Raw genomic sequence first — 20,555 nt, forward strand, 5'->3', positions numbered from 1 at the left:
CCCCCAATTGCATCATTTAAAACATTAAATAAATAATATTATATAATCCAAATAATGATTTTGAGCAAAAACTAAAATTGCCTATATTACTTTTCTAAACATTTATCACAAACACCATAGAATTTCAAACTATGATCTTCAACTTTAAAATTGTATTTTTTTTCAACAATTGTTTCTAGCTCATCAAGCAAATCTCCCTGTACCTCTAATACTTTACCACAGTGATTGCAAATTAAGTGATGGTGTTGATGGTTCTCATCTTCATGGATAAGTTCGTATCTACTACATCCATCATCTAAATCTAGCTTTCGAATTACATTCATTTCTTCTAAAAGTTGAATTGTCCTATAAACTGTAGCAAGACCTATTTCTGGGCAGTCAGATTTAACCAAGTCGTATAGTTCTTCCGCAGTGAGATGGCTACCTTCGCTCTTAATTATTCCGTTTAAAATAGCTCTCCTCTGCGGAGTAAGCTTATATCCCTCTTGTTTTAATGTTTCCTTTAAACTCTCAATCGTCTCTGGAGATAAATTTGACATATATGTACCTCTCTTCCACAAATATCATTTGGCCTAACAAAATAAAATATATATACTATACTATACTATTATTTTAATACTTTATCGCGATATTGTCAATTGATAATCATTTAGCTTCAAGAAAAAAGATAAATTGTATGAAAATTCACCAAATTTGATTAATCTTCCTCAGAAAAAATTGTTTCATAAGCTTCCGAAATCATTTCAAACTCTTCATCGTCTTCTATTGTTACTAAGATATCATTACCCTCTGCATCCTTATCAATTCTTAATGCTATTGCATCAATATCCTCTTCGCCAGTTGGTGCAACTATTATATATTCCTTATCCTCAATGTCTAATTTAGTTAGTACATCAAATTCTATTTCATTGCCCTCTTCGTCATTTAATAATATAGTTTCAACATTGTTATCCATTTTATTTTCTCCCTTCAATCATATAATTATTATTATCTTAGTTTTATATACACATTTTGTAAACAAAGTAGGTTATAGACGTGTCCCTAAACTATCTAAATATCCTTGCAAAATGAATGTAGCTGCAATTTTATCTACAATTTTTTTACGTTTTGACCTAGATAAATCACCCTCTAGCATCACTCTATTAGCAGCTACTGTAGTTAATCTTTCATCCCACATTTTTATTGGTAAATCTAAGGTTTCTTTTAGCTCTACGCAAAAGCGTTGAACCTTTTCCCCTTGTGGTCCTACAGTTCCGTTCATATTTTTAGGAAGTCCAGAAACAATAGTTTCTACACCATATTCCTTGCATATTTTATCAATTTCTTGAATATCTAAAACTATGCTTTTTCTTTTAATTGTTGTGATTCCTTGTGCTGTTAGTCCTAAAGGATCGCATACAGCTACTCCTATTGTTCTATCTCCAATATCTAAACCTAATACTCTCATTCACATACTCCTTTAATAATAGCTTAATTAATCTATTGCATAACCATTAAAAAATAAAATGCCCCTAGGGGCATTTTATTTTTTAATGTCTAGATAAGATTTCAAAACTTCTTCTAAGATTTCATCCCTCTCTAGCTTTCTTACTAACGCTCTTGCTCCATTGTAATTCGTTATATATGTGGGATCTCCCGAAATCAAATAACCTACCATTTGATTTACAGGGTTATATCCCTTTTTTATAAGTGAATTATATACGTCAGTCAAAATAGTTTTTGTTAAATCTTTTTTATCTTTTACAAAATCAAATTGGACTGTATTTTGATTAGTATCCATTGTATACACCCCTTTCCTCATTATAAACTAAATACTGCAAAATATATATTTTAAATATATCAGCACTGAATCTTCTAATATATTACAGTTTTTCAGTTACAATAATTCCATAATTACATACTAACGATAATTAATTTACTTATTACTAACTATATTATAAAACAACTGTTGCAAAAAGTATACTATTTTACAAAGGTTTCAATTATAGAAGGTACATTATTTATTGCCTCGTCTAATTTTTCTGGAAGCTTTCCACCTGCTTGAGCCATGTCCGGTCTACCACCGCCACCACCACCAGCAATTTTAGCAACTTCTTTAATTATTTTTCCACAGTGGATACCACTATCTATAGCGGACTTAGATGCCATTGCAACAAATTCCACTTTATCATTTGAGGTACTTCCTAGTACCACTATGCCATCACCAAGTTTATCACGAAGTTTGTCAGCTAATTCTCTTAGTGCATCACCATCAATACCTTTAACAGCTCCACAGATAACTTTAACGCCCTTAATTACTTTAATGTCATCTAAAATTTCTTCAATTGAAGAAATAGCTAACTTGCCTTTTAAGGATAGAATTTCTTTTTCTTTGTCTTTTAATTCTGCCAATTGAATTTGTAATTTATTTGTTATGTCTTTTTCTGAGCATTTTAATGTACTAGCAATTTCTTTTATTAAATTATTTTTATCTTCTAAATATTTTATAGAATTACTACCTGTTATAGCTTCAATTCGTCTAACTCCTGCAGCTACTCCTGCTTCAGATAAAATTTTAAATAGACCAATTTCTCCTGAGTTTCTTACATGAGTACCACCACAAAGTTCCTTACTATATGCTCCAACAGACACTACTCTAACATCCTCTTGATATTTTTCATCAAATAAGGCTATAGCTCCACTTTCCTTAGCTTTTTTTATTGTCATAACATTAGTTTCTACCTTATATGACTGCATAATATTGTTATTTACAATTTCTTCTACTTCAATAATTTCTTTTTCCGTCAGTGCAGAAAAATGAGTAAAATCGAATCTTAATCTATCTTCATCTACAGAAGATCCTGATTGATGAACATGATCCCCTAAAACTCTTTTCAATGCTTCTTGTAGCATGTGAGTCGCAGTATGATTTCTAGAAATTTCAGTTCGTCTTTCCTTGTCAACCTTGAGAGTTACGGATTCATCTGTTTGTAATGCTCCTTCTAGAACCTCGACAAAGTGTACAATCTTACCTGAAGCATTTTTTTGACAATCGTAAACCTCTGCCTTGAAATTATCATTAAAGATTACTCCTCTGTCGAAAGTTTGGCCTCCCATTTCAGCATAGAAAGGAGTAACTTCTGTTACGATAATACCTTTTGACCCCTTTGTTATCTCAGAAACAAGTTCTTCGCCTACAATTATAACTTTAGCCACAGCTTGCAATTGAGTTTTATCATACCCATTAAAGTTTGTTTCTATATCTTTAGGAATTAAATTTAGTTCATTTTCTCCATTACCCATATAATTTGAATGTCCTCTAGCGGATCTTGCTCTTTGCTTTTGACTTTGCATTTCACTATTAAAACCCTCTAAATCAATGCCTATTCCAGCATCTTCTAGAATTTCTTCTGTAAGTTCATATGGAAAACCAAAGGTATCGTATAATTTAAAAGCTTTGTCACCACTTAAAACTTTGTTTTTACTGCTTTCAAGCTCTTCTATATAAGCTTTTAAAATATCCATACCAGAATCTAAAGTTTCTGAAAATCTTTCCTCTTCAAGTTTTATAACCTTTTTAATATAACCTGCTTTTTCTTTTAATTCAGGATATGCTTTAAAGGAATTTTCAATAACAGTGCTACAAAGTTTATTTAAAAAGGAATTTTTAATCCCAAGTAATTTACCATGTCTTGCTGCGCGCCTAAGTAATCGCCTAAGAACATAGCCTCTTCCCTCATTAGATGGAAGTACCCCGTCACTAATCATAAAAGTTGTGCTTCTAACATGGTCTGTTATAATTCGGAGTGATATATCCTCTTTACTGCTTACTCCATATTTTACTTTTGACACCCTTGAAACTTCTTCTAAAATATTTTTTATAGTATCTACTTCAAAAATGCTATTAGTACCTTGCATTATGGCAGCTATTCTTTCAAGTCCCATGCCTGTATCTATGTTGGGATTCTTTAATTTGTTATAGTTACCCTGTTCATCCTTGTCAAATTGGGTGAATACTAAATTCCAAAATTCTATTACCCTATCTTCATTTCCTGCCTTAACAAACTCTTCTGCAGTTTTTATTTGGCCTAGTTCTACATTTCTATCAAAATGTATTTCAGAACTTGGTCCACAAGGTCCCTGACCTATTTCCCAAAAGTTATCTTTTCCTAATCTAAAAATTCGTGCAGCATCAATATCCGTATTTTTACTCCATATATCAAAAGCTTCGTCGTCCTCTAAATATATAGTTACATATAAATTTTCTTTTGGTATTTTTAAAACCTCTGTTATATACTCCCAAGCCCATGGAATCATTTCTTTTTTAAAATAATCTCCAAAAGAAAAATTTCCAAGCATTTCAAAAAAAGTACCATGTCTTGAGGTCTTTCCTACATTCTCGATATCGCCTGTTCGAATACATTTTTGACAATTAGTTATTCTAATACTCGGTGGTGTTTGTATCCCTGTAAAATATGGCTTAAGTGGTTGCATACCTGCATTTACAAGTAATAAACTGGCATCATTTTTAGGCACTAGAGGAAAACTCTCCAGTCTAAGATGATCTTTACCTTCAAAAAATTTGAGAAAGGATTCTCTAATTTCATTTAATCCTAAATTTTCCATAATATCTCCTCCGTTTATTTATCATATTTTTGTTGTAGAATTCAAAAGCTTATAATTTTCTATAATAAAAAAACCTTCACTTCCCTAAAACAAGGGACGAAAGTTTTCCGCGTTACCACCCTAATTATACCGCCATATAATTAATATAGATTAATTACACTGCAATATCTCTCAAGAGACATGGTTCAAAGATAGCTTCAATATGTCTAGCAAGAAGTTTTCACCAACCACTTCCTCTCTATATGCACAAATATATTTACTAGTTCTTATCATCACCAAGTATTAAATTATATTACTATATTATAGCATATTTTACCTCAACTCTTCAATATATACAATACATAAAAAAAATATATTTGTAAAGTTTAAAACAAATAATAGTTTAAGTCCTTGTATATAACTTTAATCACTACTCCTAGCGGCACTGCTAGGATCATACCTAAGACCCCTCCAACATTTCCACCTACCAGTAATAATATTATTACTGTTAAAGGATGCATACTTATACTATCTCCAATTATTTTTGGTGATAATATGTCCCCTTCAATTTGTTGAAGTACAAAAAAACACAACACTACATATAAAGCTGTTTTAGGGGAAATTAAAAGCCCTATTAAAATAGCAGGTATTATCCCAAATATGGGTCCGAAATAAGGTATTATGTTGAAAATTCCATTTATTAAGGAAAGTATTAAAGGAAAATCGATTTTCAAAAAAATCAAAATAAAAAAACTTGCAACAGTTATGAATCCACATAAGATAAGTTGACTTATGATATATTTTCCCAAGACCTTATCAATGTCCTCTATGATTTTCTTTATTACATTTCTACTCTCTGGCGGGAAAATTATTAATGACTTATTGATCATATTTTCACTATCGCTTAAGAAGTAGTATATTATTAAAGGCGAAACCATATAAGTTATCATATTTTCACCAAGGCTCATGATAGAATTTAATAATTTATCAAATATTACAATTATTTGGCCATTTGCTTTGTTATATATGGTGTTTATAATACTACTCATGATTTTATTTTTGTTTAACACTTTTATCTTCATATTTATATTAGTCAAATAATTTCCTAAGTCATTAATTGACTTATCCATATTTAAACTTTCACTAAACAAGGCCGGAATAAGCAACATAAATGATAATAATACTAAACCTGCTAAACCAACTATTATTAAAGAAGAAGCTACTTTTTTATTTAAACCTTTTTTAATTAAAACCATATACAGAGGTCTTAGTATATAAGATATAATGAAAGAAATAAATACTAAATTTATTAATTGTTTAATAATAGATATTTTCATTGCCATAGTGATTATAATTACCAAAATAATAATACAGATAATAGTAATGCTCAATTTTCTTTTGTTAATTTTTTTCATTGGCTTTTTCCTCTACAAAAAAATTATGTGGAACGCTTTTAAAAGAGTACTCATTACAATTTGGAATGTATAAAAGATTTTCTTCACCAAGAATAAGTTCATTTATTAGCATTATTCTTTTTCCTCTAAGTAAATTTATAATAAATCCTGAAGATACTATGATACCCTTTATATCAAAGGTATCATGAGTAAAAGTAATCTCCTCCACCATACCAAATATATTATTACATTTGTCTATTACATCCATATTAATAAAGCTATGCAAACATAAATATTCATTTTTATCCACTTTCTTAACTACCATGCGCTTATTGGAATATATAATGTCTTGTTTTAATACACTTACATTTTTATGAAAAAGTTTATAGGGCGATACTAAAAACCCAATTACTTTTCCAGCACTAAAATCTATTAACAGGTCTTTGATAAAACCAATTTTTTTACCCTCTACTGTCACAACATCCATTAATATAAAATCTTTACTTTTAAACATAATATCTCCTACATAAAAACAATTAATTATTATATAGTTATGTTTGCCAATTAGTCTAAAAATTATTACATAAGCTAAAGATAAATGTTGAAAATGAATATTCAACTTCAGTTTAAAACATATGCTTTTGTAAAATATTCGAATAATTATATTGATATACTATATGATTGAATAAGGAAATCTAGTGTTTTGCCTTCGAAATATATAAAATAAGACTTTCGTTTTATTCACTATTTTGTTAATTCAAATCATTCCTGAGTATCTTGCTTATGAATATGTAAATATTTGAAACAAACTCTTTTTTTCTTAGAGAATGCTAACAAAAGTATATATCGCGTAGAATGCGTTGAACAAGCCATAGTAATTCACAATTTATTTTATTTTCAGATGCGTAAAGAAACCCGTATGTCTGAGCGAAGCGAGTTTACGGGTTTTAGCATTTGCGAATAAAATAAATTGTAGAATTACTTAGCGACGTGAACGCATTCCTAGCGATATATACTTTTCGTTATAGCATCCTCTAAGAAAAAATTCCATTCTATTTTAAATCATCTTTCCAAAGCTCAAGATTCTGTGCCCCTCTATAATTATTTATTGCATTATGTATAGTTTGTTCTGCCAGCACTGAGCAATGCACTTTTGAGGATGGTAATCCTTCCAGAGCTTCAATAACTGATTTATTGGTTAGTTTCCATGCCTCCTCTGTGGTTTTACCCTTTACAAGTTCTGTAGCTATGCTAGAAGACGCTATGGCAGACCCGCAACCAAAAGCCTTAAACTTAACATTCTTTATTATATTATTTTCAACTTTTATATAAATTTTCATTATATCCCCACAATTTGGATCTCCTGCCTCTCCAATACCGTTAGCATCACCTAGTATTCCAACATTTCTCGGACTGTAAAAATGCTCCATAACCTTATCGCTATACATCATAATTATTCTCCTTTTCTCTTTATAAATACAGAGGGATACCTAGTCTTTTAACTAGATATCCCTGCTTAAATTTTCCACCAAAGTAGTTTTATTTATAAAAAGCACATTCAAATAAATAACAAGGCAGCATGCTAGTATGTTTATTTATTATTTATTTGAATGTGCCATGTATTTATAAAACTTCTTCTATTATACCTCCACCCACTACTAGGTTTTCCGAATAAAAAACTACTGATTGTCCTTTAGTTATAGCTCTTTGCTTATCATCAAAAACAAGTTTTACCCTATTGTTTTCTAATGGAATCAAAGTAGCAGGTTGTGGTTGTGCAGAATACCTAATCTTAGCTGAAACTCTTAAACTAGCCTTAAGTTTATCAAATAGAATGAAATTTAAATCTTTTGCGATAAGTTCGGTCTTAAAAATATCTTCTTCGTCACCTAAAACCACTTGGTTAGTTAGTGGGTTAATATCAGTAACAAAAACAGGCTTTCCTAGTGCTATACCTAGGCCTTTTCGCTGACCTATAGTATAGTACACTATTCCTTTATGTGCTCCTAAAACTTTTCCCTTCTTATCAACAAAGTTACCTGCTTTTATTTCCCTACCACTGTACTTTTTAATATAAGCTCCATGGTCGTTGTCAGGTATAAAACAAATCTCTTGGCTATCCTTTTTTCTAAAAACTTCTAGTCCAATTTTTTCTGCAATATTCCGTATTTCTGGCTTTGAATAGTCTCCACAGGGCATTAAAGTATGACTTAATTGATATTGGGTTAAACTATACAAAGCATAGGTTTGATCTTTATGATTATCATCTGCTTTTTTAAGCACATATCTGTCTTCTTGTTTTTCAATTTTAGCATAGTGACCTGTAGCTATATAATCTGCTCCAAGTGCCTCCGCTTTCCTTAAAAATTCTTTGAATTTAATATCCTTATTACATACAATACAGGGATTAGGTGTTCTACCTTCCATATATTCATCAATAAAGTTATCGATAACATTTGTTTTAAAAGCATCCTTAAAATTCATAACATAAAAGGGTATATCTAATACATCTGCAACACGCCTTGCATCATTCGCAGCAGAAATAGAACAACATCCACCTTCATTTTCTTCATAATCAGGATTATCCTCAGAGAGCTTCATCATAATTCCTATAACTTCATAGCCTTGCTCTTTCAAAAGATATGCAGCTACAGAGCTATCCACTCCTCCACTCATTCCAATAACTACTTTTTTTTTCATCTAATATCCCCTATTCTCCGTGCACCTCGGCATGTATATCATCGTGTTCTGTGTAATTCCATACTTCAAGTCCAGCTTTGCTTCTATAATCATTAATCGCTTTGTGAATAGCTTCTTCAGCAAGGACTGAGCAATGCATTTTTATTGGTGGAAGTCCATCTAAAGCTTCAGCTACAGCTTGATTTGTTAATGTCCATGCATCATCTACAGATTTCCCTTTAATAAGTTCAGTAGCCATACTTGAAGATGCTATAGCAGATCCACAACCAAAAGTTTTAAATTTTGCATCGATTACTATATTATTCTCTACTTTTAAATAAACCTTCATAATGTCTCCACATTTAGCGTTACCAACTTCACCAATTCCGCTTGCATTCTCAATTTCTCCTACATTTCTTGGGTTTGTAAAATGGTCCATAACTTTTTCGCTGTATATCATATTAATTTTCCCCTTTCCTTAAGTAGTCATCGTATAATGGTGACATATCTCTTAATCTTTGAATAATCTTTGGCACAGTTGCTAATACAAAATCTACTTCTTCTTCAGTGGTCGCATCACCTAAAGATAATCTTAGGGAACCGTGAGCTATTTCATGTTCAAGACCTATTGCTAGTAGCACGTGAGATGGATCTAAAGACCCAGATGTACATGCACTTCCGCTAGAAGCTGCTATACCGTTCGCATCTAACATAAGTAGTATGGATTCGCCTTCTATAAACCTAAAGCATATATTTGAATTACCAGGAAGTCTATTTTCTCCTCTTGGTCCATTTAATCTTGTATGCGGTATTTCTAATAATCCATTCATAAGTTTATCGCTTAAATAAACTAGCTTTTTATTGTTTTCTTCCATGTTTTGAGTTGCAAGTTCTATAGCTTTACCAAAACCCACTATACAAGCCACATTCTCAGTACCGGCTCTTCTATTTCTTTCTTGTCCACCACCGTGTATTAAATTATCTATTTTGATACCTTTTTTTACATATAGTGCTCCAACGCCTTTAGGACCATAAAATTTGTGAGCAGCTATTGATAATAGATCAATATTCATTTCTTTTACGTCTACAGGAATATGTCCTACAGCTTGAACTGCGTCTGTATGGAAAAGTATTTTCTTACTTCTGCATAATGCGCCTATTTCTTTAATTGGTTCTATTGTTCCAATTTCATTGTTAGCAAACATTACTGATACTAGGATAGTTTTATCTGTAATAGCGTTTTCTAAATCTTTAATACTAATAAGACCATATTCATCTACCGGTAAATATGTAATTTCATATCCATTTTTAGCTAAATATTCACAAGTATGTAATACAGCATGATGTTCAATTGTTGTTGTTATTATATGATTACCCTTTTTCTTATAAGCAGATGCTATTCCTTTTATTGCCCAGTTATCTGCTTCTGATCCTCCACCAGTAAAGAAAATTTCATTTTCACTGGCATTTATAGCTCTTGCAATCTTTTCTCTTGAAACATCAATGGCTTTTTTAGTTTCTCTTGCTAGAGTATAAATTGAAGATGGATTTCCAAAGTATGTTGTGAAATAAGGAATCATCTCTTCTAAAACTTCTGGTTTAGTATAAGTGGTTGCAGCATGGTCCATGTAAATTGATTTATTCATTATCTTTCACTCCTTTATTTAATGTTATTTCATTATAATCATCAACAATATCCTGCAGCGTTATTGAAGAAGTTACACTATCTATACTGTTTTTAATTTTTTTCCATAATAATCTGGTAGCACAACAATCAACTTTATTGCAGGCACCGTCTTCAACACAATCTGAGATTTCAATTGGTCCTTCAAGCACATTAATAACATCATAAATAGTTATTTCCTCTGGTGCTCTATTGAGTATATAACCACCTTGAGCTCCCCTTACGCTTTTAATGAGTTTAGCACGCCTGAGAGACGAAAATAATTGCTCTAAATAATATTCAGAAATACTTTGTCTTTCAGATATACTTTTTATAGATATAGGTTGTTCTCCATAATTTATAGCTAAATCTACCATGGCTTTAACACCATATCTTCCCTTAGTAGATAATTTCATATAATCACTCCTTCAAAGTAGAGTGTTTTACTATACTTTCTAGAATTATAATATCAAATCCTAGTAATCGTGTCAACTATAAATATCATGATTTTTCATGATTATTTGCATTTATAAGCTGAATTATTGATTTGTCCATTAATAATCCACCTGTACATCCAGAATGCTCAAAATATTATATTATAATTAAAGTTATTACATGTTTTATATTCAAACAAAAATTCATATAAAAAGAAATCTTTATTAATTGTTGAATGGATTAATTATGTATAGTATAATTTATAAAACGATTTGACAGGAGACCCTTCACGCATTTACATCCCATACACTGGGATTTTTATAATTTTAGAGGAGGTATTAAGAATGAAAGTTGACATTGTAAAACCATCTATTTTACCTGGGTTTATGGAGTTACTGCCAGGGGATCAAATTCAATTTAACAAATTAGCAGATACAATAAGGAAGACTTATGAGTGCTTTGGATTTATGCCAATAGATACACCAGTAATAGAGAAATCAGAAATTCTACTGGCAAAAGGAGGAGGCGAAACTGAAAAGCAAATTTACAGATTTTTAAAGGGTAGTACTGATTTATCCCTTAGATTTGATTTAACTGTGCCCTTAGCAAGATATGTCGCTCAAAATTATAGTTCTTTGACTTTCCCTTTTAGAAGGTACCAAATTGGCAAAGTTTATAGGGGGGAGAGAAATCAAAAGGGTCGCTTCCGTGAATTTTATCAATGTGACATTGATATTGTTGGAAACAACAATTTGAATATTTTGAATGATGCTGAAATACCAAGTATTATTTATTCAGTATTCAATAACCTTGGTTTTCAGGATTTCACCATAAAAATAAGTAATAGAAAACTATTAAATGGATTTTTTGAAGCACTAGAAATTGAAGATAGCGCTGATATTTTAAGGGTTATTGATAAGCTAGATAAAATTGGGGCATCAAATGCCTCTCAGGAGCTATTAAATTGTGGCTTAAGTAATGAAATCGTAGAAAAGATCTTCGAATTTATTAATATAAGTGGGAGTAATCAGGATATTTTAACAATACTGAAAAATTTAAATATTTCTAATTCAAACTTTAAAGATGGTGTAGAGGAAATCTCATTAGTTACTAAATATGTAAAATCCTTCGGAGTCCCTGACGCAAATTTTAAAATAGATTTAAAAATAACCAGAGGTCTTGATTATTATACAGGGACGGTTTATGAAACATTTTTAAATGAATATCCTTCTATTGGCTCTGTGTGTTCAGGTGGACGCTATGACAACTTAGCAGAATATTATACAAAACAAAAACTACCGGGAGTAGGAATATCAATTGGTCTCACTAGATTGTTTTATCAATTAAATGAGGCTGGATTCTTTAAAAGCGATACTGATAAGTCTATAACAAAAGTTCTAGTAATACCCCTTGATAATAATATTGATTATGGAATTTCTCTTGCAAATATTTTAAGGGATAAGGGAGTAATTACAGAAATATATCTTGAGGATGCGAAGATAGTAAAGAAACTTGGCTATGCAGATAAATTGGGTATTCCTTTTGTAATTTTAATGGGTGAAAAAGAAGCTGAAAATAAAACAGCTACTATAAAAAATATGTTTACTGGTGAGCAAGTAACTGTTGATTTTAATGATGCATATGAAATAGTCAATGCATAAACCAAAATCTCATAAAAAATATTATTGTCTCTCAAATGTATTAACTTTTGCGAGACAATAATAGGTATAAGCCTAACCAAAGGAGATTAATATATGGATTTAAATAGGAATAAAAAGTGGGTAGAGGATATTAATTTCTTATCCTCTGAGCTTCCACTAAAACATAAGAATTTATTTTTTCAAAAGAGTAAAGAGGATTTTTTCAAGGAAATAGCTAGTTTAAAAATGAACATTGACTCACTTAGTGATTATGAAATAAAACTGCAAATCGCGAAAATTGTTGCCTCGATGCGAGATGCTCACACCTCTGTGCCCTTAAACGTTACTCTCCTACTCCCCCTAGAATTGTATTGGTTTTCTGATGGAATCTACGTAACAGCTACACTTCCACAGTACAAGGAAATACTATATTGTAAAATAACAAAAGTAAATAAACTTGAGATAGAAGAAGTTATTAATAGTTTAAGCTCCATTATTTCCTATGAAAACGAAACCTACCTCAAATCACAACTTCCTAAATACTTCCCTGCTATTGAACTACTATACGATTTGGGACTTGTTAATGATATTGATACTTTAGAATTAACCTTTGAAGACAAAAACAAGAAAACAAGAACTTTAGAACTAAAATCTCTGCCACTTAGAGACTGGAGAGAAAAACATAGTTTAATTAATAATGATTTAGTACATAGCAATAATTTACCGCTTTATAGAAGAAACAGCTCCAAAAATTACTGGTTCGAATACATAGATGTTGCAAGCATTGTGTACCTTAAATATAATGCTTGTAGGGACATGTTACCTATAGATGTGTTTACCTTTTGCAAAAAACTGGTACAGTTCATTGAAGATCATGCTGTAGAAAAACTAATAATTGATTTGCGAAATAACTTTGGCGGCAACTCCTCATTATTAACTCCCTTTATTGAGGATATAAAAGCTTGTGATAAAATCAATAAAATAGGCAAACTTTTTGTAATAATAGGACGAGAGACCTTTTCTTCTGCCCTGCTAAATGCCTTTTTCTTCAAAAAAAACACCTCAGCAATATTTTTAGGTGAACCCACTGGTGGAAAGCCCAACTGCTATGGTGAGCTAAAGAGGTTTACTTTAAAAAATTCTGGACTTACAGTTTGTTACTCTACTCAATATTACAAAATTATTGAAGATGATACTCTGCCATCACTTTTACCAGATGTTAATATAGCTCTAACTATACAAGATTATGTTAATAATCAGGATCCATGTTTTGAATACATTATTAATAAAGTCACCTTTTCCACATAAACCTAATACTATATACTGTGAATAATAATGCGGGAGGAGTATTATGTCTCTTAAAGATATTAGTCCAAGCTACAGAGATTTGATCCTTGGCATAGACAAGAAAGTCCCTCTTATATCTGGAAAAAGTGTTACTGCAATTAATTTTGATAATGCAGCTACCACACCACCTTTTAAATCTGTTATGAAAGATATTATAGAGTTTGCTCCGTGGTATTCCTCCATTCATCGGGGGGAAGGATTTAAGTCTCAACTTACTACTAGATTATATGAGGATTCGAGAAATATTGTCAGGAAATTTGTTAATGCTGATTCTAATACTACAGTTATTTATGTTAAAAATTCCACTGAAGCCTTTAATAAGCTTTCCAACTTATTATACGATCCTTATAAAAAAAATGTTATTCTAACAACAGACATGGAACATCACTCCAACGATCTACCGTGGAGAGATAAATATATTATAGACTATATTTCAATAGATGAAGCTGGTAGGTTGTCTTTAGATGATTTAGAAGCTAAGTTAAGTAAATATGATAATTATGTAAAACTAGTTACAATTACAGGTGCTTCAAATATAACTGGCTATAAAAACCCTATTTATGATGTAGCTAAATTAGTTCATAGATTCGGTTCAAAACTACTTGTGGACGGTGCACAATTAATACCCCACGCACCTTTTATTATGAATAGCGTCAATACGGAAAATAATATAGATTTTTTAGTATTTTCTGCCCATAAAATGTATGCCCCCTTTGGGACAGGAGTATTAATTGGACCAAAGGTTATTTTAGATAATTGTGACCCTGATTTGGTAGGTGGTGGAACAGTAGATATTGTAACTCATGATTTTATAAAATGGAATGCTTCTCCTGAGAGGCATGAGGCTGGCTCGCCCAATGTTATTGGCACTATAGCTCTGTGCTCAGCCATTAAAACCTTGAGTAAGCTCGGTATGGCTAATGTTGAGCATATTGAAAAAAAATTGACTTCTTACGCCATTTCTCAAATAGAAAATATTCCAAATTTAAAAATTTATTGTGACACTTCTAAAAAAGTTGACAGGGTTAGCATAATCCCCTTTAATATTGATGGAATTCACCACGCTACAGTTGCAAAAATCCTTTCCTATGAATGGGGAATATCAGTAAGAAGTGGGTGTTTTTGCGCTCAGCCTTACTTGGCTAAGCTATTAAATATTTCTAGCGAATTTGCAGTTAATCGTATAGCAAATCCTGATTTATACCGTCCTGGAATGGTTAGAATCAGTTTTGGACTATATAATAGTTACTCAGAAATTGATAAATTAGCTTATGCCCTAAATAAAATTTCATTAAAAAGAGATTATTATATTTTAAAATATCAAAATATGAAAAAAACTCTTTTTGATGAATAAATCTAAAATCATTTGTAAATAAAAAAAGGTACACAGATATCTGTGTACCTTTTTTATGATTGTTTTTCTACTTCATATAAGTTTCTACTATTTCTCCGTAATAAACAGTATGGTAATCTCCTGTTTTATAAGCGCTGTCTACAATATCTTTTGATAACAGCTCAGGATTCATTTCCTGTTTATATACAATTTTACATTCATAATGAAGTTCACACTCACCAATTATTGGAGTATCTACCTTTTTACTCTTCTCTAAGGTTAAATTACACTCCTTAAATTTGTCAATGTCCCTACCTGATTTGCTACCACACACTGCCAGGGCACTCTTTTGATTTTTACTTAAAGGTATACTCACAGTGAAATTATCTGAATTTTCCATAAGATCATAAGTGTATCTTGATTTTCTTACCAAAACCGTAAATATAGGCCTATTCCATTCGTAACCCACATTCCCCCAGCTTATAGTCATGGTATTAACCTTGTCACCAGATTTCACTGTTAAAAACGCTCCTTGAGTATGTAAAAACTCCATACCATTTTCTAAATGTTCCGTAAAATTAACTTTCATTTGTAAAACCTCCATTCAATGTCTAGTTTACTTATTTATAAAGTGATTAACTCAATTATTCTATAAAAATAATATTACTATAGGTATTGTCATCCCAGAAACTATTGTAGTTATAAATACACACTGTGAGGCTACTAAACTATCACCACTGTATTTTTCAGCAATTATTGGTGCCATTACTGCCGCCGGCATTGCTTGAAGTATAACGCATATGTTAAGTAACAATGTATCAACCTTTAAAAATTTTAACACTGCATAAATAATCATTGGAACTATTAAAAGTCTAACTACTGTAGCATAGTATATAGAAAAATCAGAAAAAGCAGTCTTAAATTGCATCTCCGCCAGCATTGAACCGACAATTATCATAGATATTGGTGTTGTGGTAGTTCCCACAAGTTTTAGCGAAGTTGCAATAGGTAGTGGTAAGTTTATTGAAAACAAGAATAAAATTAAACCAATAAACACTGCTATAAGTGCTGGATTCGCTACTGCTTTCCTCATGGATTTCAAATTTTTTTCTCCTGTGAATAGCATTACTCCTACTGTCCACACTAAAATATTAAAGGGAATATTGAATATTGCTGCATAAAAAACACCTATTGATCCATAAATACTATCAAGTACTGGATAACCCATAAACCCGACATTGCAAAAAATTGTTGTAAATCTGAATACCTGTTGTTTATTCTTCGGAAACTTAAAGAAAAACATCTTACTAATGAATATTAAACTTATGTGTATTAAAAAAGAGTAAATTAATATCTTCTTAGCATTACTAACCATGGCCGCTTCGTATTTAATATTAAATGATGTGACTATCATAAAGGGCAAGGTTATATTTAGTAGCAATTCTGATAGACCTTTATCAACGGTATTATTAAGAAATTTCTTTTTCTTAGCGTAAAAACCTACCATCATAATAATAAATAATACCATAACTTGATTAATTAACAGACTATTTCCCATTTTTATTCTCCTTAATTCAAAACATCCTAGTAAATTAATATTAACATTAATTGCGGACAGTTAACAACTATTTAAAATTAATTATAAGTAATACAACAATTGATTATTAACCGTCCACAATAATCATATACTTTATAAAGAATTCATTTTTAAGAAATAATCTGCTAAAGTTATCGTTAATTAAAGGGGGCATTTAAAATGTATATTAATATGGATCAATATATGTATGAAATTTATAAAGAGGCTGAATATTGTAAATATAATATGATGTGTACAAATACATTTGATGATGAAATTTTTTATAAAAATTCACTTAAGAAAAAGCTACGTGAAATAAGTGATTTACTAGGAGAATATTCTGAATTTTCAATTAACATATCCTCTGCGAATACAGATATTAGACAACAAGAATTCACCTTAGCTGAACTTGCTAAATATAATGGTACTAGCGGGAATCCACCCTACGTATCAATAAATGGAATAGTCTATGACCTAAGTGAATTCACATCTTGGGAGGGTGGTGTTCATTTTGGTGTATCTGCTGGAGGTGACTCCACGGAAAATTTTATTACCTGCCATGGTGATTCAAAGCTACTCCATAAATTACCCATGGTTGGCATATTGAAAATTTAGATAATTGATATAATTAAAACAAGGCACCTTCAAATTAATTAGAATCAAAGGCTTGTCTAATTATTTGAAGGTACCTAAAATACATCTTATAACAGTGGCATATACTCCATTTTTCTATTCTTAAAATAAACAGGCTTCAAGTTGCATATCTCACATATCCTATTAGCTAACATAAAGTTGTTACCAATATCCTCTGCATGATGAGCATCGGAACCTATAGTTACGTATTTTCCTCCTATTTCTTTGTATGCACTATAAATATGGATTAGATTTTTATATGCTTCCACATTGTTAAGTCTTCTAGTATTAATCTCCATTACTTTTTCATTATGTACTATAGCTTTTAGAACCTCATCTATATATTCCTTAAACTCATGGTAATGTATTTCATTATCCTGGTAGGTAGCATATCTGGATATATAATCAATATGCCCTAAACTATCAATAAAGTCATACTGTTTTACGCAATTCACCATACTTGAAAAGTATTGTTCAAATGCTTCTTTTTTAGTTTTACCTACATAAGTTTTCGGATTAAAAATATCCGCTCCCTTAGCTACATGTATGGATCCTATTATATAGTCAAAAGGATATTTATTTATTATCTCTCTATTTCCCTCTAAACAAATCTCCTGCATGCCAATTTCAATTCCAAGCATAAAATTACTACTTTTGTATTTCTCATATTCATTAAAATATTTATCTATATCAAAAGTAAAATCTGTTCCTGTTGGGAAATTCAAATCTAGATGCTCTGTAATAGTCATTCCTAAACCGATCTTTCTCCCATGGTCCAGCCCGCTTTGAAGTTTCATTTCAGAGTCTGAAGAAAACTCTGTGTGTATATGTGAGTCAATCATAAGTCATCCTCCTAATTTTCCTGATTATATAAAAATAATTATCTAAGTTTACCTATCTAATTATAGCATAGTTTACAAATATACAATTTTGAGTTAAAAATGACAGCGCTACTAATTTCAATTTACATTACCATCATTCTGTTCTAACTCATAAAAAAGAGATTACTAAAAAGTAATCCCAGGGATTTCTTATGATATTGCTTCATTAGAAAAACTTATTGAACCTTATATAATCCTTTGCTTTCCATATATTTAAATATAGCTTCTCCGTGTTTTTGTTCTTCCTTTTGTATGTGATTGAGTACATCCCGAGCTCCAGTGTCTCTAAATTCAAAGATTGTAGTATCATAGCTTCCAGAAACATATTTTTCTGTCATTAACAAATCTGTACAAATATCCTTGTCTGATAAATTTATTCCACTTGCTTGAGTAGTATTGACATTTTGCGTTGAATTTTGACTTTGATTCTGTTTTTGATTAAGGTCAGGTATATTACCACTTAATAATTGGTTAATGCTATCTAGATGACTTCTCTCTACCTGCCCATTTGCGTTGCATATTTGTTTTAATTGAATGTCTTTAGCTTGTTTTTCATAATTAGTGTATTTTTCTATACAGAGTTCTTCATGGCTTTTTTGATCTTCTAGTAACATTCTTTCCTTTTGACTTAAAGTTATTTGCATAAACAACACCTTCCTTTATACTCATATTTTGTGTGGATTTTATTATTTTATACAAAAAACATATTATTTAATTATTAAAAACAAAAGCCACAGTCATATGCAAATATTTTTGCAGAAAAATGTGGTTTTTATAAATTAATATTTAAGAACGGTGTGGTCTGTATTAATTATATCCCCACCCCCAGATATTGTGGCGGCATATGATCCCGCAGTAGTTTCTTTGCTAACAACCCAATTAAATGTAGCCACTCCTGTTCTGTCTGTAGTACGCCATTGAATAACTGAAACTGTTTTATTTTTTATCTTATATGAAGTCTTTATATTGTATAGTGTATTGGGTGTTCCTTGTATTGTTATAACACCAGTTACTCCATGCTTAACAGTGGATACAGCACTTATAATTTTCAAATTGTTTTGAGATAATATAAATTGTTTTTGTGTCATATTCACTGCTTTTACCATAGATATCGCTCCATTGGTACTATGGTACCCCATGATGCACATACTTAAAAACAAAATCCCCACTACCTTGATTTTCATAAAATCACCTCTTATTATATATTGTACCCATGTTAATAATTAATATTAGTAGCCTTTCCAGGTGAGAATTATTTAGCTACATTTACTTCGAGTCTGCTGGGAAAACCAACCCTATTTGTTTTCTTGTTTCATCCATCGTCTCCATTACCCACTTAGAAATTTGTAATAACTTCGAGCTTCCCTCTATGTCACCATTTTTAATCATGGTTATAAAGGTCTCTATTTCATAGCACATATCATGTTCATTATGAAATTCTGTTAGATCTTCTTCTTTTCCATCCCTAAAAACTAAAGTTATTTTTTCAAATTTATTAATACTTTTAATTATTATATTTCCATCTTCTCCTTGGATCTCCGAATGCAATGTTGAATTTGTTATTTTTGAATACATAGCAATAGCATCCATTTCATCATACTTAAATATTATGCTACCTTCCCCATCAACACCAGATTCCAAAATTAAAGCATTTGCTTTTATTTCCTTTGGTTTACCAAATAAATTTATCATGGGATGAATACAATAAACACCTATGTCCATTAATCCCCCATTGGATAGTTTTTGATTAAATGCATTTAACACTATTCCTTCCCTGTATTTATCATAACGAGAAGAATACTGACAATAGCTCCCAAAATATTTCCTTACCTTACCTATCCTATGTAGATTAGCTTTTATAATTTTGAAATTTGGAAATTCTGTTGTTTTCATTGCCTCCATTAAAATAACCTGGTTGTCTTTTGCAGCCTTTATCATTTTAATTACTTGTAATGCATTTGATGCAAAAGCTTTTTCACATAATACATGTTTTTTATGGTTTAAAAATAATATAGCTTGCTCTGAATGAACCGCATTCGGTGATGCAATATATACTGCATCAATTAAATCACTTTTTGCCATTTCAATTAAATCAGTAAAAACATGTTGTACATTATGTTTTTCTGCAAAAGCCTTTCCTTTTTCTTCACTTCTTGAATATACTGCTGTTAAAACAAAATCTTTGACCTGCGCTGCACCATTTAAAAACCACTCTGTAATATTGTTTGTTCCTATAACTCCAAATCTTATAACATCCTTATTCATTAATCTCATCTCCTATAATATATCTTACATATATAAAGTAGCACACTATTACATTATTTAATATATTCTTGACAAAATATACAATAAAGCTTATTCTAATTGGACAATAATCATTATTAAATCAG

Annotated in this window: 22 protein-coding genes and 1 other annotated feature; of the genes, 4 read left to right on the forward strand and 18 right to left on the reverse strand. The window is 30.8% G+C overall.

The annotated features are described in order from the left end of the window. Positions 1-86 precede the first annotated feature (86 nt). The 12 genes from KPL50_RS00295 to KPL50_RS00350 all read right to left on the reverse strand — a co-directional run bounded on the left by KPL50_RS00295 (position 87) and on the right by KPL50_RS00350 (position 10,736). Positions 87-539 carry a Fur family transcriptional regulator gene (locus KPL50_RS00295; protein ID WP_216296443.1) on the reverse strand — a complete coding sequence of 151 codons (453 nt, stop codon included), beginning with the start codon at positions 537-539 and terminating at the stop codon, positions 87-89. Positions 540-697: 158 nt separating this feature from the next. Further along, positions 698-955, reverse strand: coding sequence for a DUF1292 domain-containing protein (locus KPL50_RS00300; protein WP_216296444.1), 258 nt, complete (start codon positions 953-955; stop codon positions 698-700). A gap of 72 nt (positions 956-1,027) precedes the next feature. Further along, on the reverse strand, positions 1,028-1,447 hold the full coding sequence (gene ruvX, locus KPL50_RS00305) for a Holliday junction resolvase RuvX (protein ID WP_216296445.1): 420 nt from the start codon (positions 1,445-1,447) through the stop codon (positions 1,028-1,030). 75 nt (positions 1,448-1,522) lie between these two features. After that, positions 1,523-1,780: an IreB family regulatory phosphoprotein gene (locus KPL50_RS00310; RefSeq protein ID WP_125004709.1), complete on the reverse strand. Its 258-nt coding sequence runs from the start codon at positions 1,778-1,780 to the stop codon at positions 1,523-1,525. A 182-nt stretch (positions 1,781-1,962) separates the two neighbouring features. Beyond that, the gene (gene alaS, locus KPL50_RS00315) at positions 1,963-4,605 is read right to left on the reverse strand and encodes an alanine--tRNA ligase (RefSeq protein WP_216296446.1); all 2,643 of its coding nucleotides are present in this window, start codon (positions 4,603-4,605) and stop codon (positions 1,963-1,965) included. 89 nt (positions 4,606-4,694) lie between these two features. After that, positions 4,695-4,887: a binding site (T-box leader), on the reverse strand. A gap of 83 nt (positions 4,888-4,970) precedes the next feature. Next, entirely contained in the window at positions 4,971-5,999 is a 1,029-nt protein-coding gene (locus KPL50_RS00320; protein WP_216296447.1) for an AI-2E family transporter, read from the reverse strand. Further along, positions 5,986-6,492 carry a PRC-barrel domain-containing protein gene (locus KPL50_RS00325; protein ID WP_216296448.1) on the reverse strand — a complete coding sequence of 169 codons (507 nt, stop codon included), beginning with the start codon at positions 6,490-6,492 and terminating at the stop codon, positions 5,986-5,988. Before KPL50_RS00325 ends, KPL50_RS00320 begins: the two co-directional genes overlap by 14 nt. A 538-nt stretch (positions 6,493-7,030) precedes the next feature. Beyond that, complete coding sequence (nifU, locus tag KPL50_RS00330) at positions 7,031-7,429, reverse strand: Fe-S cluster assembly scaffold protein NifU (protein ID WP_216296449.1); 399 nt, start codon at positions 7,427-7,429, stop codon at positions 7,031-7,033. A gap of 172 nt (positions 7,430-7,601) precedes the next feature. Continuing rightward, complete coding sequence (gene mnmA / locus KPL50_RS00335; RefSeq protein ID WP_216296450.1) at positions 7,602-8,678, reverse strand: tRNA 2-thiouridine(34) synthase MnmA; 1,077 nt, start codon at positions 8,676-8,678, stop codon at positions 7,602-7,604. A 10-nt stretch (positions 8,679-8,688) separates the two neighbouring features. Next, entirely contained in the window at positions 8,689-9,117 is a 429-nt protein-coding gene (gene nifU / locus KPL50_RS00340) for a Fe-S cluster assembly scaffold protein NifU (protein WP_216296451.1), read from the reverse strand. Position 9,118: 1 nt separating this feature from the next. Then, positions 9,119-10,303: a cysteine desulfurase NifS gene (gene nifS, locus KPL50_RS00345; RefSeq protein WP_216296452.1), complete on the reverse strand. Its 1,185-nt coding sequence runs from the start codon at positions 10,301-10,303 to the stop codon at positions 9,119-9,121. Beyond that, complete coding sequence (locus tag KPL50_RS00350) at positions 10,296-10,736, reverse strand: Rrf2 family transcriptional regulator (RefSeq protein ID WP_216296453.1); 441 nt, start codon at positions 10,734-10,736, stop codon at positions 10,296-10,298. Before KPL50_RS00350 ends, nifS begins: the two co-directional genes overlap by 8 nt. Positions 10,737-11,099: 363 nt before the next feature. Between KPL50_RS00350 and hisS the strand changes: the two genes are divergently transcribed. The 3 genes from hisS to KPL50_RS00365 all read left to right on the forward strand — a co-directional run bounded on the left by hisS (position 11,100) and on the right by KPL50_RS00365 (position 15,096). After that, positions 11,100-12,416 (forward strand): histidine--tRNA ligase, encoded by a 1,317-nt coding sequence (hisS, locus tag KPL50_RS00355; protein WP_216296454.1) that lies wholly within the window; start codon positions 11,100-11,102, stop codon positions 12,414-12,416. A 93-nt stretch (positions 12,417-12,509) separates the two neighbouring features. Beyond that, complete coding sequence (locus KPL50_RS00360) at positions 12,510-13,703, forward strand: S41 family peptidase (protein ID WP_216296455.1); 1,194 nt, start codon at positions 12,510-12,512, stop codon at positions 13,701-13,703. A 43-nt stretch (positions 13,704-13,746) separates the two neighbouring features. Further along, on the forward strand, positions 13,747-15,096 hold the full coding sequence (locus KPL50_RS00365; protein WP_216296456.1) for an aminotransferase class V-fold PLP-dependent enzyme: 1,350 nt from the start codon (positions 13,747-13,749) through the stop codon (positions 15,094-15,096). Positions 15,097-15,163: 67 nt separating this feature from the next. Here KPL50_RS00365 and KPL50_RS00370 read toward each other — a convergent pair whose 3' ends face one another. Beyond that, positions 15,164-15,664 carry a flavin reductase family protein gene (locus KPL50_RS00370; protein WP_216296457.1) on the reverse strand — a complete coding sequence of 167 codons (501 nt, stop codon included), beginning with the start codon at positions 15,662-15,664 and terminating at the stop codon, positions 15,164-15,166. Between the two features lie 60 nt (positions 15,665-15,724). After that, positions 15,725-16,633, reverse strand: coding sequence for an AEC family transporter (locus tag KPL50_RS00375; RefSeq protein ID WP_216296458.1), 909 nt, complete (start codon positions 16,631-16,633; stop codon positions 15,725-15,727). A gap of 198 nt (positions 16,634-16,831) precedes the next feature. On the opposite strand from KPL50_RS00375, the gene KPL50_RS00380 reads away from it, so the two are divergent. Further along, entirely contained in the window at positions 16,832-17,266 is a 435-nt protein-coding gene (locus KPL50_RS00380) for a cytochrome b5 domain-containing protein (RefSeq protein ID WP_216296459.1), read from the forward strand. 86 nt (positions 17,267-17,352) lie between these two features. Here KPL50_RS00380 and KPL50_RS00385 read toward each other — a convergent pair whose 3' ends face one another. From KPL50_RS00385 to KPL50_RS00400, 4 genes are all read right to left on the reverse strand, one after another. After that, positions 17,353-18,126 (reverse strand): histidinol phosphate phosphatase, encoded by a 774-nt coding sequence (locus KPL50_RS00385; protein ID WP_216296460.1) that lies wholly within the window; start codon positions 18,124-18,126, stop codon positions 17,353-17,355. 215 nt (positions 18,127-18,341) lie between these two features. Next, entirely contained in the window at positions 18,342-18,809 is a 468-nt protein-coding gene (locus KPL50_RS00390) for a spore coat protein (RefSeq protein WP_216296461.1), read from the reverse strand. Positions 18,810-18,944: 135 nt separating this feature from the next. Continuing rightward, complete coding sequence (locus KPL50_RS00395; protein ID WP_216296462.1) at positions 18,945-19,349, reverse strand: hypothetical protein; 405 nt, start codon at positions 19,347-19,349, stop codon at positions 18,945-18,947. 82 nt (positions 19,350-19,431) lie between these two features. After that, complete coding sequence (locus KPL50_RS00400; RefSeq protein ID WP_216296463.1) at positions 19,432-20,430, reverse strand: Gfo/Idh/MocA family protein; 999 nt, start codon at positions 20,428-20,430, stop codon at positions 19,432-19,434. Positions 20,431-20,555: the final 125 nt, after the last annotated feature.

The sequence above is a fragment of the Clostridium sp. CF012 genome, from assembly GCF_018861755.1.
GTDB lineage: Bacteria > Bacillota > Clostridia > Clostridiales > Clostridiaceae > Clostridium_AD.